General features: G+C 44.7%; 13 protein-coding genes. 4 read left to right on the top strand and 9 right to left on the bottom strand.

The window, feature by feature from the left end:
- Positions 1–44: 44 nt before the first annotated feature.
- Positions 45–1,541, bottom strand: coding sequence for a protein kinase domain-containing protein (locus V202x_RS06250; RefSeq protein WP_145172229.1), 1,497 nt, complete (start codon positions 1,539–1,541; stop codon positions 45–47).
- Positions 1,542–1,912: 371 nt separating this feature from the next.
- Complete coding sequence (locus tag V202x_RS06245) at positions 1,913–3,079, bottom strand: N-acetylglucosamine-6-phosphate deacetylase (RefSeq protein ID WP_145172227.1); 1,167 nt, start codon at positions 3,077–3,079, stop codon at positions 1,913–1,915.
- 314 nt (positions 3,080–3,393) lie between these two features.
- On the opposite strand from V202x_RS06245, the gene V202x_RS06240 reads away from it, so the two are divergent.
- Positions 3,394–4,713 carry a radical SAM/SPASM domain-containing protein gene (locus tag V202x_RS06240; RefSeq protein WP_145172225.1) on the top strand — a complete coding sequence of 440 codons (1,320 nt, stop codon included), beginning with the start codon at positions 3,394–3,396 and terminating at the stop codon, positions 4,711–4,713.
- Positions 4,714–4,726: 13 nt separating this feature from the next.
- Here the strand turns inward: V202x_RS06240 and V202x_RS06235 are convergent, their stop codons facing one another.
- The 3 genes from V202x_RS06235 to xylA all read right to left on the bottom strand — a co-directional run bounded on the left by V202x_RS06235 (position 4,727) and on the right by xylA (position 9,345).
- Complete coding sequence (locus V202x_RS06235; RefSeq protein WP_232098881.1) at positions 4,727–6,832, bottom strand: serine/threonine protein kinase; 2,106 nt, start codon at positions 6,830–6,832, stop codon at positions 4,727–4,729.
- A 769-nt stretch (positions 6,833–7,601) separates the two neighbouring features.
- Complete coding sequence (locus V202x_RS27390) at positions 7,602–7,766, bottom strand: hypothetical protein (RefSeq protein ID WP_197993257.1); 165 nt, start codon at positions 7,764–7,766, stop codon at positions 7,602–7,604.
- Positions 7,767–8,034: 268 nt separating this feature from the next.
- Complete coding sequence (xylA, locus tag V202x_RS06230) at positions 8,035–9,345, bottom strand: xylose isomerase (RefSeq protein WP_145172221.1); 1,311 nt, start codon at positions 9,343–9,345, stop codon at positions 8,035–8,037.
- A gap of 266 nt (positions 9,346–9,611) precedes the next feature.
- On the opposite strand from xylA, the gene V202x_RS06225 reads away from it, so the two are divergent.
- On the top strand, positions 9,612–10,205 hold the full coding sequence (locus V202x_RS06225) for a hypothetical protein (RefSeq protein WP_232098880.1): 594 nt from the start codon (positions 9,612–9,614) through the stop codon (positions 10,203–10,205).
- A 69-nt stretch (positions 10,206–10,274) separates the two neighbouring features.
- On the opposite strand, the gene hemP is transcribed toward V202x_RS06225, so the two are convergent.
- Positions 10,275–10,514 (bottom strand): hemin uptake protein HemP, encoded by a 240-nt coding sequence (gene hemP / locus V202x_RS06220; protein WP_145180401.1) that lies wholly within the window; start codon positions 10,512–10,514, stop codon positions 10,275–10,277.
- A gap of 355 nt (positions 10,515–10,869) precedes the next feature.
- On the opposite strand from hemP, the gene V202x_RS06215 reads away from it, so the two are divergent.
- Positions 10,870–11,907 carry a DUF1559 domain-containing protein gene (locus V202x_RS06215; RefSeq protein ID WP_145172219.1) on the top strand — a complete coding sequence of 346 codons (1,038 nt, stop codon included), beginning with the start codon at positions 10,870–10,872 and terminating at the stop codon, positions 11,905–11,907.
- A gap of 76 nt (positions 11,908–11,983) precedes the next feature.
- On the opposite strand, the gene murJ is transcribed toward V202x_RS06215, so the two are convergent.
- The 3 genes from murJ to holA all read right to left on the bottom strand — a co-directional run bounded on the left by murJ (position 11,984) and on the right by holA (position 15,360).
- Positions 11,984–13,669, bottom strand: a complete 1,686-nt coding sequence (gene murJ, locus V202x_RS06210; RefSeq protein ID WP_145172217.1) for a murein biosynthesis integral membrane protein MurJ — start codon at positions 13,667–13,669, stop codon at positions 11,984–11,986.
- A 15-nt stretch (positions 13,670–13,684) separates the two neighbouring features.
- Positions 13,685–14,110, bottom strand: a complete 426-nt coding sequence (locus V202x_RS06205; RefSeq protein ID WP_145172214.1) for a hypothetical protein — start codon at positions 14,108–14,110, stop codon at positions 13,685–13,687.
- A 233-nt stretch (positions 14,111–14,343) separates the two neighbouring features.
- Positions 14,344–15,360, bottom strand: a complete 1,017-nt coding sequence (holA, locus tag V202x_RS06200; RefSeq protein WP_145172212.1) for a DNA polymerase III subunit delta — start codon at positions 15,358–15,360, stop codon at positions 14,344–14,346.
- A gap of 233 nt (positions 15,361–15,593) precedes the next feature.
- Here holA and V202x_RS06195 point away from each other — a divergent pair, with 233 nt between their 5' ends.
- Positions 15,594–16,979, top strand: a complete 1,386-nt coding sequence (locus tag V202x_RS06195; RefSeq protein WP_145172210.1) for a hypothetical protein — start codon at positions 15,594–15,596, stop codon at positions 16,977–16,979.
- Positions 16,980–16,983: the final 4 nt, after the last annotated feature.

The raw sequence follows: 16,983 nt of genomic DNA, 5'->3' as shown, positions 1-16,983 counted from the left end.
AAAACTGCGCAGTGAAATCAAATATTCGTTGAGAGCGTCAACTTTTAATAAGCAGTGAGTTCTGCAGAGTCATTGAGTTGGTGCTGCAGGACTTTCTGAATCTTAGCCCGTAAATTACGAATTTTGATAGGCTGAACAAGAATACGAGAACGATCTGTCTTTCTTAATTTCTTCTTGGTTTTGGCATTTTTCTCCGAAAGAATGAGAATGGCAGCCAGATCGAGATCCAGTTCCATCGCTTTATGAAATGCTTCCACGGCCCCTGAGCCAATGGCATCCTCCATAAAGACGACACAGTCAGGAGCATTTTCTTTAATACGGTTCAAAGCACGATCTACGTCACTTAAAATCAAAACACGATAGCCATGTTTCGTAAGGTAATCCCGCAAGACGTCTTGATTCTTGGATCGATTCTCAACACACAAAATTGTGGGAGGTGCGATCGAAATTTTTAATGATTGCTCTGCAGTCACTTTCGCTTCCGAAGTCACTTTCGCATTGTTTTTCTCTTCAGGATCATCTAGCTGGGTACGCACTTCAAGCAGCTCTTGAATTGCCTCAGTGGCAGACTGGAAACGTTCTTGCGGTTGATAGGCCATCAACTTTTCTAATACATTCACTACCGAAGTTGGCAAGTCTGGATCCAGGGATGTAATGGAAGGAACTTGGGAATACCGTGATGGTTTTTTCCGTTCTTCGACATCCTTAGTACGTGGAAATGGGGGTTTACCACAAAGAAGTTCATAAAAAATGGTTCCCACAAAATAGAGATCGCTTCGCGGATCATTTCGTGGGGCACCGGTTGATTTTTCTAATGTCCCATATTCAACAGCACGCTGATGGGCTTCATTGGCAGCACCACTGGCATCCTCTTCCCCTGCCAGTCCAAAGTCAATCAGTTTGGCGACTCCCTGAATCGACATCAACACATTTGTGGGTTTCATGTCACGGTGTGTATATCCGAGACGATTCGCATATTCCAAACCTTCACAAATATCAATCGTATAATTGATTGCCTCTTGCGGTGATAGTTTTTTTCGGATCGTGATGAAATCACGTAGATTTCCTCCCTCCACAAATTCCATTGTGAAGTAATGGATATTGTCCTGCACTCCGACGTCGTATATTGGTACGATGTTTTTATGCTGAAACTGCTTGCAGACTTCTGCTTCCCGACGAAACATTTTGACGGTTTCGGGATCCTGAGCCCAGCGCTGTCTCAGAACTTTGACTCCCACCATACTACCATCGGTCAGGGATGCAGCGCGATACACGCGTGCGAAACTTCCAGAGGCATTCTGGTACATTAATTTGTTATCGCCAAGTACCAGACCCTCGAGTTCATTGTTTTTCAAACGACCTGCTTGAAACGACGTAATCAGATTTTTCCGTTCCAATAATCGAATCAGCTTGTCATCATCAGTCGAATTATCCTGGAGTTCCTGAAGACAGGAATCGATATCCTGTTGCGAAACAAGCCGTAGATCGACTAGCTCTGTGCTCAGCTTTTTCTTTGGTGACTTCTTATTAAAAAAAATCATTCGCGGTCCATGATCTGCAGATGCACATCGGGCAATGTAATAGATTCACTGCAAATTAGACTAAAAACAGGAAAAAGAACTTTAGCCTGTTCTGCTTATCCAGAATGAGGGATAAGAAAATAAGCGACTCAAATACAGAAAAATCTAATAAGCCTTGTACGATCTCAATAGATAGTAAGAGCCAAAAAAATAATAAAACAACGGCCCTGTATAGATAAATAGTTAATCAATAAAACCTCTCATGAGGAACCTAAGAATACACAATTATAACACCAGATTTAGCAGAATGGAATCAGTGAACACGCGAGCATAAAAGAATTTCGCATTTTTTCAGCAAGGTGGGACGTGTATTCGTTTTAATCGGAATGGACTCAGGAATTAACTAATAAGGTTCCGTATTTAACAACACCACATGCCAACGTGGTTTGGATATTCATACGGGAACTGGTGCCTTCATAATGAAACAAGATCAGATCAGCTCTGGAGCCGACTTCGAGATTGACCTCATCAAATCCCAATAATCGTGCGGGATTCCTGCCTGCCATATCTAAGGCTTGCTGTAAGGTGATCCCGGCCATATCGATGGCTGTCGTCACACAGGTGTCGGTTTCTACTCCTGAACCAGCAAGCAATTGTCGCTGCCCTGCAATAACGATAGGTCCATCTTCGAGGACCTCCATCTTGACTGAGCCCTCTTCATAGATACCAGGAGGAGAACCAGCTAAGCCTGAGGCATCGCAAGTGATGACCGTATTTTCTACTCCTTTGGTTTTGATAACCGTTCTCACGACACTGGCTGGCAGATGATGGCCGTCAGTGATAATACTAGCCATTAACCGTGATTCCCCTAACTGTTCCCAGATATAGTTGGGATGTCTACGTAGTGTGCCATGAGCTCCATTGCCTAAATGTGTACTTAAACGGGCACCTGCATCGACTGCTGCGGTAATCTGTTCTGGTTCGGCGGCGGTGTGACCAATCGACACGACAACCCCTGAAGCGACCGCTTTTTTGATAAATGGAATTGCATTCTCGACTTCCGGTGCTAATGTGATCAATCGAATCCGGTCCCCCGAAATCTCCTGCAAGCGGGAAAATTCGTCCCAGTCAGCAGCACGCACATGGTCCAGAGGGTGAGCGCCTCGAGGTCCTTGAATTTGTGAAATGTACGGACCTTCTAAATGACAGCCCGGTACCATTTGATCAACCCATTCATACTGTTCGCAAGCTTCTCGAATCGCTGAAAAACCACCGACATAGTCTTCATACGAACTTGTGATCAAGGTCGGGCATAATCTGGTAATACCATACTGGTAATGTTTTTCTAAAACAGAGCAAACATCTTCTACAGTGAGACCTTGCTGATTGAACCAAATTCCACCATGCCCATTGATCTGTAGATCAAACAATGACGGAGCGATAAAGGGAAGATCTGCTGCTTCAGAATTGGGCAGCAAATCTATTGAAGATATTTTTTCTCCTTTGATCTTGATGCTGACAGCTTCATAGGTATCGTATCTTCTTCCAACTAACTCCATCAATTGCCTCGAGCTTTTAAACAATTTGAACCAGAATAGTGTCTCTTAAGTTTGAGCGGCTTTTCTGTGTTTATTTAAACTTAGAAAGTATACTGAATATCAATCAAAGTCAAAAAAACAAATTTTCGAACAATGCCTTATACCATGAAATTCATGCAATTTACAGTGAGAGCTTAAATGTTTGTGTACTATGCCATAATTCTGAGTATTTTTTAGTAGAAACAGGTGTTTCCAAGCTCCCTAGTGAGTAGAATTGTTAGAGAGAAATACTTTTTGTTCACTATTTTAATTCTCAAACAGAACTGAGCCCCTTTATGTATTTCAAAATGGCCAAACGCGTCTTGATGGAGACAGACAAAAGGCTCGTCTGGAAATTGGCTTACAATTTTGGATTCAAAGGCGCTCTCTCGGTCCACAAACACAAAAAACGACTTAAACGAGGAGAGTTCTTCCCCCCCTTTCTCTACATCTCTGTAATCAACAGTTGTAATCTTCGCTGCCAGGGATGTTGGGTGGACGTCGCAGCCAAACAGGAAAAAATCGATGTAGAAGCGATGTCGCGTCTGATTAAAGAAGCAAAGGAAATGGGGAATTCCTTTTTCGGAATACTGGGGGGTGAACCTTTCATGCACCCACAGTTACTGGAAATTCTGGAACGTCATCCAGATTGTTATTTTCAGATTTTTACAAACGGCCAATTCATCACTGATGAAATCGCAAAAAAGCTCCGCAAATTGGGAAACGCAACCCCGCTCATTAGTGTGGAAGGGAATGAAATCATCAGCAACCTCCGCAGAGGTCGCAATGATGTGTATGAAAAGACAATGCAGGGGATACAAAATTGTCTGAATAATAAATTGCTTACCGGAGTATGCACCAGCTTGTGCAAATCGAATATCGATGATTTACTCACTGAAGAATGGGTTGATAAACTGATCGATATGGGTGTGATGTATTGCTGGTATCACATCTATCGTGTTGCAGGCCCGGAGCCCAACCCTGAATTGGCCCTCTCACCAGAAGAGCAATTACGCGCCCGAAAGTTCGTTGTTGATATACGCGCAAGAAAACCAATTGGTGTAATTGATGCTTATTTCGATCACGAAGGTACTGCACTCTGCCCGGCTGCGACTGGTCTGAGCCACCATATTAATCCCTGGGGAGATATCGAACCATGTCCTGTGATCCAGTTTGCCACTGATTCTATTCATGATGAATCGAAAACACTAAAAGAGAAGTTCGTACAATCGGAGTTTCTTAAAGACTTCAGAGAAGTCGTACAGCAAAATACACGCGGTTGCATTATTCTTGAACGTCCGGACCTACTGGAAGATCTAGTTAAAAAACATGGTGCTAAAGATTCCACTGCGCGGAAACAAGCGATGCAGGAATTGCAAAATTTGGAAACACGTACTTCTCAGTATGCTCCCGGTAACGAGATTCCGGAAAAGAGCTTTGTCTATCGTGTTGCTAAAAGATTTTTCTTCAACGACTTTGGTGTCTATGAAGGAACCGATCATAGCCAAACAGCAGCCCCGGGAATTCTAGCGAGCCGTGATGCGGCCACATCTGATTCAAAAACTGATCCTGCAAATTTCGTCCCACTGGAAACGATCAAAAGTGACATTCAGTAAGAGTCGCTGAACGTCATTCTTCATTGGAAAGATTGACGATCAAAGTGGCATCTGCTGCTGATTGGGATTGCGGTTTGATCTCAGGAGATGACTGAATCAATGTGGTTCCTAATTCCGTTTGATGTTTCCACCAGTTTTCAGCGTCTAACATAGTCCACTTACCGTCCATATGACATCTTGAAAGTTCCTGAACGACTTCAGCTGCAGTCTGTGGTCGATTTGTGGGATCTTTCTCCAAACACCTCATAATAATTTGCTCCAGATCCTCAGAGACTGGCTTGCCTAATCGCTTTGAAGGGGGTTCCGGTGCTTGCTGTGTGTGTTTCATACAGATTTCGATAATAGACTCACCATCAAAGACCGTAGTACCTGTCAACAGGTAATAAGCAACGGCACCGAGTGCATAAAGGTCGCTTCGCGCATCGACTTTGTCTGGATTCTTGATGCCTTCCGGTGATAGGTACATAGGAGTTCCCGCCATTGAATTGGCCGAAGTCAACGAAGCTTGTTCTCTCCCATCGATGGCTTTTACCAAACCAAAATCAAGCAGTTTGATAAAGTCATAGACGCCTCCCCGGTGTGTCAAAAAAATATTGGCTGGTTTGACATCGCGGTGAACGACCCCCAGGGCATGTGCTTCGGACAACGAACCGGCAATCTGTTTCAACAGATAGATCACCCGATGCTCTGGCAAAGCGCCGTTCTGCTTCACTAATTCATCCAAATCGATGCCCTCTAACAGCTCCATCGCATAATAAAACACACCTTCCGGTGTACGTCCATAATCATAGATGGCAATCGTATTCGGATGATTCAACTGACTGGTTAACTGCACTTCTCGTTCAAATCGAGCAACGGCTTCATCAGTGGTTTTCTCAATATCCAGTAGCTTAATTGCCGTGGGTCGCCTGAGCATGGCATGATGCCCGCGATAGACAACTCCCATCCCTCCCTCGCCCAGCTTTTCATCGAGCGCGTATTGTCCCAGTTGCTTTGCTTGAATGACTGCACGCCGCGTTTCCTGATCCTTCTTCGCAACAATCACTGTAAATATAAAGATCGCAATAGAGCCAACAACGAGCAAGGCAAACAAACCCCAGAAGCTGTAACGCAACAAATAAAGGGGGCGATAGGCCTCAGCGACATCCATCTCTGTCGCCACTCCCATTTCATACTCTGGCAACCACGTCCACGCGCCTACCACTGGGACTCCCCGATAGTCACGATATCCATTGACATCTATACCACTCTGATTCTGAACCGCCATTGCTGCCATCTGAGTGAGTGGCCGCTCAGCCAGTCTTAACGTAGGGCGGTTACCCTCAGCCATATTCACCTGCGGATCACGAATCTGAATATTCAAAATCGAGCGAGCATCGTCTCGGTCCGGAATGAGACCAATCATTTTCAACTCATCATCAAATCGGCTTTGAGATAACAGCAGCCCGTCTTTATCAAAAGCGTATGTTTCCCCAGACTTGCCTGCTCGGGCAATAGATAAAATGCGAGTGAAATTAATATCAGGTCGAATCATGAGGACTAATGCTGCAAGCACTGTGCCTGACTCATCCTTCACTGGGGCCATTGCAAGCATGGTTGGCAGCCCCGCTTTTAACTCCCCTGAATCAGTTTTGCGAGTAAACAGGCTTTCAAAAGGTCGTGTGACCGTCGCTTTTCCCTGCTGAATTTTTTCCAGAGCTGATTTCTGAAGCGGCAGATCCGCTCTCCCAATCGGTTCGTCACGAGTGGCGGCTAATACTTTACCATCCACGCTTAGCAGGCCAACATCCAGGTATCCCAGATGTTCTATTTCAGACTTGAATTCAGTTCGGAGTGCTTCCAATGACTTTGATTGCAAAAGCGCATCACGATTATCTGGATTATCTTGATCAACCTGATTCAGATCTTTTGCCAGCTCTCGAATGCGCGGCTCATTAGCCAAGACAACTGCTAATGACTCCTCACGCTCCAGCCAGATATTGAGAGCCGCAACGTCCGCGTTAAGAATCGCTTGCAAATTGTCGGCAACCGTTTGCTTACTTGATTGCTCAACAACTGATCTCACGATGAAAGCAAGTACTAATAACAAGAGGGTCCCTGCAATTGGCCAAATCCACATGTTCCCCTTCAAAAACAGTTTTGAACGGGAAAAGGAATTTAGAAATGATTGGGAAAAAGATCTGCCAAGAGAAGACTTAGATGCATTCATGAAGATGATCGATAACAGAGAAATCAATGTTGAGCGCTATAACACTGATTGTCTCAGTTTCAAACACAGGGTTCAAGAACCGAATAGAATTTTCTTTGCGAACGACTTCAATCTCAAACGGTGCATCTAATGCAAATCTGTTACTAGTGAATAAAAAAAGCCGTGCCTCGATGAGATCACGACTTTCATAGTATCACTGTCATAACATTGCGACGGTGGGGTCGCTGCAAGAAGGACGGTGAATCGGGTAGTGCAAAGCACTCACCACTATTGATTCCGGTCCATGCTAAGGTTTAGGATCCTCCGACGGAATTTGAAATGACAGAATACTGGTTCTATTGTATGCATCGTTAACACTATCGTCGACGGGTGATTCAAATCAATATTTAAAAATTCACCGTGACTCAGATATTTTTAACAAAAGTAATTTCTGTTTTCCCAAGGTTTAAAATTCATCGGCATTCAGAACTCTGACTGATTGCATCGTTTTCCAAAAAAAGCCAAAAAGAGTCAGTTCTATTTGGGATCTTTGAATTACAGACTAAGGGAAGGAACGGAATCTTAGTCATTTTCGTGAAGCGAGCAAGAGTAATCCAGGGAGGGGAATCATCGGGCAATACAAGGAGCAAATCAGATTGCTTATCACTGAATGATTTACGAAGACCACTTGAAGATTTGATCAGGTTTTGCGGGCACCATTTCGCATCAGCAACCAACCAATGAAAGCGATTACAATCAAAACGGTCCCATATTCCATCGGTGAAATATTATCCCACCTCTTATTCAAGTAATTGATATAAAAGTTGGAATATTCTCGGCACGTATCCAAAATTGTCTCAATCATCACTTATCCTCAACCATGTGATGCGAACAGGGAATCCGACGACGACAGCTCGGATTCACACTTTTAAACCGAATCAGAACAAACCTGAAAATCGGCAATATCGATAGAATCACATCTGCTATACAGCATTTGTTTAAGTCCTGATTAAAGCATACTTCCTGAAATTGAGGTAAGCGGTAAAAAATTTGTCTTCCGTCTCGTCAAAAAAATAACCCTCTGCAGTCATCAAACACAGAGGGTTGATTTTAAGCTCTAAGTTAAGCTTCTATTAAAGGTAGTCGTTGATTACGTTTTCGATCCATTCCTGACGACCACTTAGATTGGGAGCAGAGTCTCCTTTCTCCAGCATGTAAGCTTCCAGATCAGTAAAAGAGACACTGCCCGATTCAATTTGTTGCCCGATGCCTTCATCATAGCTCGCGTAACGTTTGGCAACAAAATCAGAAAGGATACCATCTTTCCGAATCTGTGCCGCAATTTTCGCACCACGGGCAAAAGCGTCCATACCACCGATGTGAGCATAAAATAAATCGATCGGCTCGAAGCTTTCTCGTCTTACTTTCGCATCAAAATTGACACCACCGGGAGCCAGTCCCCCCTGATCAAGAATTGCAAGCATACACTGTGTTGTCAAATAAATGTCGGTCGGAAATTGATCGGTGTCCCAACCAAGTAACAGGTCACCCGTATTGGCATCAATACTTCCAAGAGCCCCCTGTATCGAAGAGTAAACCAACTCGTGCATCATAGTATGACCTGCCAGTGTTGCATGGTTCGTTTCGATATTCAATTTCACATGATCTAACAGATCATTGGCTCGCAAGAAATTCAAACAGGCGGCAGCATCAAAGTCATATTGATGCTTTGTGGGTTCTTTAGGTTTGGGTTCAAAGAGAAACTGTCCCTTGAAGCCGATCTTCTGAGCATGTTCGACAGCTAAATGCATGAACCGCGCTAAATGGTCCAGTTCACGTTTCATATCGGTATTAAACAGATTCATATAGCCTTCACGGCCACCCCAAAACACATAGTTTTCGCCCCCCAAGCGATGAGTGACTTCCATCGCTTTTTTCACTTGAGCTGCTGCATAAGCGAAAACATCCGCATTCGGACTGGTAGCAGCACCATGCATAAAACGGGGATGAGAGAACATATTCGCAGTTCCCCATAACAGCTTGATACCAGTACGTTCCTGGGCTTCCAGGAGCTTGTCCGCGATCCGATCTAAGTTCTCGTTTGCCTCTTTTAAAGTTTCACCATCCGGAGAAACATCTTTATCATGAAAACAGTAATAAGGGGCTTGCAGTTTTTCAAAGAATTCGAATGCGACATCGACGCGCTTCAGCGCATTTTCGACAGAATCTGAACCATCGTCCCAGGGACGCTGCAGCGTCCCCGCTCCAAATGGGTCACTCCCGGTACCTCGAAATGTATGCCAGTAACAGATGCTGAACCGAAAAAGATCTCGCATTGATTGGCCTTCGATGATCTCTTCTGGATTGTAGTGCTTGAATGCAAGTGAATTTTTGCTCTGTGGGCCTTCATACTGAATGGGGGGGATATCTGCAAAGTATTCCATGATGCTTACCTGTAAAGTGTTTAAGACGTTTTATGACAGTCACTTCAAACAATATTCTAAACAGAAGATGATTCCGAGAGTAGGCTTGGGAAGTTATTGAACAAACATAACAAAGGGATTTTTAAAGTGATCTTGCTTCAGAATTATCAATCTGGGAAACTTCTCAAGCATTTAAAAGAAATTGAGACCATCCCCATTCACTTGCCCTTCGAAAGTAACCACAACGTCACTGCTCTGATTTGAGTCTGTTACAGACTCCGCATTTCATGAAGCAGTCCGACTATCGGCATCTGGAAATGCTATGTAACTTCCTGAAAATAATCGTCTTATGTATTCTGTGCACCGGCTGTGCATCAGGCTGGAATCAGGCTGCGCCCCTTCCTGCTTCAAATCCAATTCAAGTTTCGGGGACAAATCAAGATGTAGTTTGGGAACGGGTCGTCGACATTATTCATAACTATAAGTTTCAGATCGCGCGTGAAAATAAACTGGATGGCATGATTCAGACTGAATACAAAGTCGGCTCGAATTTTCTTGAACCCTGGCATGCTGATTCAGTTGGTTTCGATAACAAGTTGGAGAGCAGTCTGCAGTCGATCAGACGCCGAGTTTTCGTGAGCGTCACTCCTATAGAAGGGGGTTATTTGCTTGGAGTTGAAGCCTTCAAAGAGATCGAAGATGTCCATACCCAAACGTCAAGTGCCCCAGGTGGAGCGACGTTTGAGCAAGATCTCAGCCTCAGACGCGACTTGAACCTTGTACAAGAGCAAGCACAACCGTCTGGCTGGATTCCCCGGGGACGCGACCCTGCTCTGGAACAGGACATGCTCGAAAGCCTGCAGGCCGCCTTTTCGAATTAGAGACCAGCCATTTCGAAATTGCGGACCGATATCTGATAAATTACCTGCTTTGCATGTAATCAGGGCCTCTTATTTACAAAGGATCAGTTTCCCATTCTGCGTAATTCGCAAGCGGTAAACGATTTCACCATGTTGAATCAATACTTCCTGATTACCTTTGAGAATCGTTTCTGAACTGATTACGTCTGCATCTGAAGGAAAGTCTTCATTAGGAGCGGGCGCGTCGTGATTGAGATTATTTTGTTCACTCATTAGTCTTAAAAATAACGAAAAAGAGTCTTTTCTTGCACTCCAATGCGCCCCAAGCATTCCTCTTGAACAAATCAGAATGCCACTCATTGCAGTATTTTCCAAACCTGTCTGCTTAGCTCATTTACACATCAAAAAATGTGAAAAATAAACTTTAATACTACTTGCAGACATGATCACAGGTGGCTAACATAATGAACTTGAGACTCAATGTCAACAAAGATTGGCTTTCAAGTCTCGATGAATCATTTGAATTAACGACAAGACGGCTACCCAAGCAGATACAACCCGTATCAAATGCACATTAATTGGTAATGAACACGTTGTCTGAACAATATCGATTGTCAGCACGTTGTTTGCCCAATATAGAGTATCAGCACGTTGTCATCATCTTTTTTTTAGAGGAAGAAAAGAAATGGGACAACGTACCCAAAAATATCGGGCTATTGGTGTAAACAAACATGGCTTTACGTTGATTGAGCTTCTGGTAGTCATCGCCATTATTGCGATCCTGATCGCACTTCTCTTACCCGCCGTTCAACAGGCACGTGAGGCTGCTCGTCGTAGCCAATGTAAAAATAATTTGAAGCAAATCGGTTTGGCTTTGCATAACTATCTGAGTGCTTTCACAGCATTCCCCCCTGCCTTCTGTGTTGGCCCAGATGGAGCCGGTGGATACACGGATGGCGGGCAATGGTCAATTCATGCTCGCATTCTTCCGTATGCTGACGGAGCAAACCTTTACAACAACATTGATTTCACAGTCGGCTATCAAGCACCCGTTAACGCCAATATTGCAATTACACGCACCCCCTTCTTCCTCTGTCCCAGCGAGATCAATGATAAATCTCGCACTGACTCGACGACTGGTGCCCCCATACACTATCCGATCAGCTATGGATACAACGGAGGAACCTGGCGTGTCTTTACCAATTCCAGTCTCAGTGGTGGTGATGGAGCCTTTTATCCCAATAGTAAAACCAAGCCACGTGACTTCACAGATGGGATGACGAATACGATTGGCTTTGCTGAAGTGAAAGCATTTACTGCATACAATCGAGATGGTAACGCAGGTTCATCTACAATTCCAGATACTGCCAGTGGTGTTGAAGCTTTAATGAGCGGTGACAATAAAGGGAACACTGGTCATACTGAGTGGGTCGATGGCCGGGTACATCAAACTGGATTTACCAGTACACTTCCTCCAAATACCAAAGTGGCCGTTACGGGAGCCACCGGTGCTCTTGATGCGGGCGACTTTACCGCTTGCCGGGAAGCAAAAAGTTGCACCAGCCCCACCTATGCCGCTATAACGGCTCGTAGCTATCACATTGGAATAGTGCATGCCATGCTAATGGATGGTTCAGTTCGATCACTCAGTGAAAATATCGATCTGAATACATACCGCGCACTGAGTACCCGCAGTGGTGGGGAAGTCATCGGTGAGTTTTAATATTAAAATTTGATCGGATTAAAATAAATTAAGCCCTCTCGGTAACGCGAGTGGGCTTTTCTTTTTTCGCTATCCTTCAAGATTTGGGATGATGTTCAACAGAGTTTTTGCCAGCCCCCAGAAGGGTCAGAATTTCCTGTATTCCCAACAGACGAACCAACAGGAGGTAAACTACCACAGCTGAACTGACGGGAATGAATACCCGTAACAAGCGATAAAAAAACTGAGTTGCCGGTGAGATGATCTGCAACTCAGCAATGATCACAATCGCCATGATAATGGTTGCCAGGCCAGCTCTTAAACAGGTTCGCATAATTTTCGAAAAATCGAGGGAGCCTATTTTTTCCCTGATCAGCCAGATGCTGAGCCCTGATTGAATCATTGCTGCCAGAGAAGTCGCCAGCGCAAGCCCTTTTCCTTTCAGCCACCAAATGAATAACAAATTTAAAAGCAGATTAACAACAACAATCAAAACACCAATGCGAACCGGAGTCCGCGTATCGCCAATGGCATAGAATCCACGATTCAAAATCAAAACCGCCATAAATGCAAAGACTCCCACACCATAATAACGAATCATTTCAGCCGTTTGAAATGCGTCATGTACATCGAAATCACCATATTGAAACAAGAGCAAAGACAAGGGTTCCGCCATTAAATATAGTCCCAGACTGGCGGGTAGTCCGACGCCCAGAACTAATTGCAGTCCCAATGTCAAATCCTGGCGTAATAAGTCTTCGTTTTTTCGTTCTGCATGACGAGAAAGTCGGGGATAAAGCACTGTCCCCAAAGCAACCCCGAAGACTCCTAGCGGAAACTGGTACATTCTTTGACCGAAATATAAAGCAGAAGCCGTCCCCGATTCAAAAATTTGCCAGAATGGAAGGGACGTATCTGAACTGGCCGCAGATATTCCTTCCGGCTTAGCCATACCCCAGGCCAAAAGGCTATCAATTAAAGTATTGAGTTGGGTAATTGAAAGCCCAACAACAATCGGAGCCATGATAACTGCGATGGTTTGAACTTGCTCGAAACCGCTCTGCCATTGCATGCGAGGGCGATACCCCAACTGTAACAACTTCAAAAATGGCAACAATAATTGAACGACACCTCCCATCAATATTGAAAGACAGATCACAGTGATTTTGGTTTGCGCATCTGAAAAAAATGGGGCGATCAGCCAAATTCCAACCATCCAGAACAGATTCAAAACTGTGGGCAGTAGTGCCGGTATCGAAAAATGGTTTAACGCATGCAGTGTGGCATTGATCTGAGCTGCCAAACAAATCAAAATTAAATACGGTAATAGTAATCCAGCCAACCAGAACAAAAGCTGCGATTCGGAATTTGGAGCTGCCACTCCGCTCATCAAAACCAGAAATCCTTCGCCGAAAGCTACCACCAAAAAGCAGAAGATCATCAACCAGAATAGAACAGCCGTCACCAGCTTCCACGAATCATCGCGACCATTCTGCTCCAGTTCACGAATGTAGGTCGGCAAAAAAGCCGTTGAAAGCGCCCCTTCTCCTAACAGACGTCGGGCGAGATTTGGCAATTTAAAAGCGACCGAAAAAGAATCCATGATCGGCCCGTTGCCGAACAAAGTTGCCATACCGATATCACGGATCATTCCCAATACTCGGCTCAATAATGTCAATAGACTGACAGTTCGGAGGCCGGTGAATAATCCGCGCGGATGGTCATCGTCAACCACCTGAGATTGTTCTTCTTCAGAGAGCGAAGGTGGTTTCGAATCATCCATTATTTACAAATTGATTCAGGACAACGCTGGTTCTTCAAGGCGTGCAGAATTGATATCGATTAGCTCGAGTATCTCCATAACACGCTCAAGTGGTAAATTCCACTCTCTGGCCCAGATTATGATGTCCAGGTTTTCCATTCGTAACCAGAAGATTCTGTCCAGGATTAAGTCTGCTAACAGGTCATCTTCCAGATTAAGCGACTTTAGAAACCCAAAACGGGTATCGCTGAACTCCTGCCAGCATCGATTTCCTAACAAATGCTCTATTTTCTTGACCATGCAAAAGTAGTACCAATGATTTGCATACCAGTCAGAAATAGCAAACTTGCCCAGATCAAAGCCCGTCTTTTGGCTTTCGATCCATTTATGACGATCAGCTTCCAGAGGAGCTTCCTCGTAGATGCTAGATGCATCATCTGGATCATTGAATTCGGACGACATGCTTCACCTCAATGTGCGTCTGAGATCCCAATAGAAGTACGAAACGTTATCAATCACTGCAAGGTTCTGACAGTATCAGTGAGTTTCGCAAAAACCTTATGAACGATGCTTTATACCCCCGTAGCCGATTCATGACAAGATTCATTCTGGGCAGATTCCAGGAATTCTGAAAGGAAGTTTTCAAAGTAACAAGACAATGACAAACTTCTTGTGGCACTTTGTTTACGTCCCAATCAGAGCTTACCACTTAACAAAAAGAGCAGTTGTTCCAATTCGAGTCTCGGTGCCAGACGGCTATTTCCTTTGAGATTGAGATCGGTATTAAGTAACCATTGGCTGATTTTTTCCGCCCGCTGTCGACTCAATCGCCGCAGGTATCTGTCAGAAGAATCAATGTCTCGGGGAAAGACTCCAGCCTCTTTTAATGCCTGTTTTAAAGGGGTTCCCTGTACCGCCAGCTGAGCCGCTTTAAAGTACTTTCTCCAGACGAACGTCAGTCCTCCCAGTATTTTCTGTGGTGCTTCGCCTGCGATTAATAAATGGTCTAGATATCGGAGTGCATCGCTGATATTTCCATCACGCAGCGCTCCCGTCATGGCCCAGGTTGTTTCAGCTTTCCATCCTCCAACGACCGCGCGAATATCATCAGGGCCAATCCGCGGCTGGTCTCCTACAAAAGTGGCTAATTTTTCTAATTCTTGATGAATTTGTCCACAATGAGTTCCCACCATTTCAATCAACAACAAAGCAGCATCACGTGAAATCTGTTTTTGGTGTATCTTGCCCGCAGTATCGGAAATCCATTTTGCTAATGGCCCCCCTTTTAACTCTTTGCATTCGAGATCTAAACCAATTTTGGCAACAAGTTTTGCCAGCCGTGTTGACTTACTCCAGGATTTCACATCCAGAACCAGGATTGAGCTCTTAGAGGGTGATTCAAGATATTTTTCCAGCTTGCTACGGAATGCAGACACATATTTTTCGGCTTCGTCAATAATCACCAGCCGCTTGTCTCCCCACATGGAAACGGTTTTCAATTCATCAAACAAAGCAGAAGGCGGCAACTCATTTTGGAGTCGTTTCCCTTCAAAACGCGTGAGGCTCGTGTCTTCTTCATCCCCCAGCACGATTGGTTCAATGGCTTTAATCGCCTCCTGTTTCATATACCGATCATCACCAAACAGGATGATAACTGGCCCAAGCTCGTGTTGAGTGGGATTTAACAGAAATTCGGTAACGTGAAGGCTCATAAATAACTCTTATTGACCCCAAACAGCGGGATGACATAAATTAACGCTTAAAATAGACCCATTCAACGAAAATGACTCTTAGGAATCTTCCTCTGATATTACACTCCATTTCGCAGTTGATTTCGAGTAACTCTACCAACTGTTCCATCAAATTGAAGAAACAAATTCGCATGGAGTAGAATACTATCACACCAATATCAGAATCACACTCCGAAAACTCTCAAGAGATCAAGATGGTTGGTCCTCATCAACCCGCTCCTCTACTGCCAATCTTAAAACAGACAGCAGAAATTTACTTCCAATGTCCGGGAGAAGATTACCCGGTTTCGAAAGCCGTTCACCTGTCCCGATTGGCAGCCTTTTATCCTAAGTGTCGTGAGTGTCCTCACCGTGAGGAAACAGGAAATCTGTCGCAACAAACCATCAAACGGTTAGGACAGATTCAAAAACAAAGAGTGAGTCAGCAAAGTCTATTTATGGAAGAAGGTGTGCGAGGCGTTTACCTGAATGAAATCAACCGTACTCAGGCAGCACATATCGCAGGCGCATTTTCAAACATACTTTGGGAGTCGCTACCATTGAAGGGTTTAGCTCCACAAAAGCCTGCTGACCACTTGGTCAAAACTAAAAGTCGGCCTGAACACAATTCCTATTCTGAAAAAAGTCGAGGTCCCAATGTTGTCATTGGCTTTGATGAACGCTCTTCATCTCCTGATATCGTTACCGGTGTGGCGAGCGTGCTTCGTAGAAATGGCTGCCGGGTAATCGACCTGGGACTCACTGTACCCGCCGTAATGTCGTACGCAATGACTCATCTGCAAGCACAGGGAGCCATTATGGTAACAGGCTCTCAATGCGGTCCCTCTTATACAGGACTTGAGTTTCTTCAGGAACATTCACTTCCCGTTTCTGCCAACCATGGGCTCGAACAGATTGAAGAGAGAGCCAGGACCGGATTTGGAAGAGCGTCCCGACAGCCTGGCTCACAGAGGACATTTCATCCGCTTGAATCCTACCGTGCACAGTTCGGCAAGCATTTTCACGCGTTACGTCCTCTGAAAATTTCGATTGCCTGCTCGTTGAGACTGGTACGAGAAACGCTCAATACGCTCTTTGAAAAACTCCCCTGCCAACTCTCATGGATAGAGATTCCAAACCAGAAAAGGGATTTACTCAATCCTCTGGATATTGATGTTCTTAAAATGAATCAAAGTCTACAGGCTGGGGATTTTGACTTGGGAATCATCATCGATGATGATAGTCGCCGTTGTGCCTTCTTTGATGAAACCGGTGCTCTTCTGTCTCAGCATTTGATTTCATGGTTCTTAATGAAAGCACTGGCCGCTGAGCATACGAATCAGATATTCCTCCTGGATCAAGAGTCTCAAGAGTTGTTGCCAGAAATCCCCCCTGGATGGGACGTTTCCCAGCACGATGGAACGCTCGCGGACAGCTATATGCAAATGCAGAACAAACAGGCCGTTTACGCCGGCAGCCATACCGGGTACCATTGGTTCCGGGAAACGGTTCCCACCTGCGATGCGATTTTGACTCTGGCTCATGTTCTGGCTGCATTGAGTTTCAGTGATGCCCCCTTTAGTGAAGCCCTCTCGCAATAAACTT

Origin of the sequence: Gimesia aquarii, assembly GCF_007748175.1 — a bacterium.
GTDB lineage: Bacteria > Planctomycetota > Planctomycetia > Planctomycetales > Planctomycetaceae > Gimesia > Gimesia aquarii_A.
Note: the sequence above shows the minus strand (reverse complement) of the source record. Positions and strands in the feature narration are given on the sequence as shown.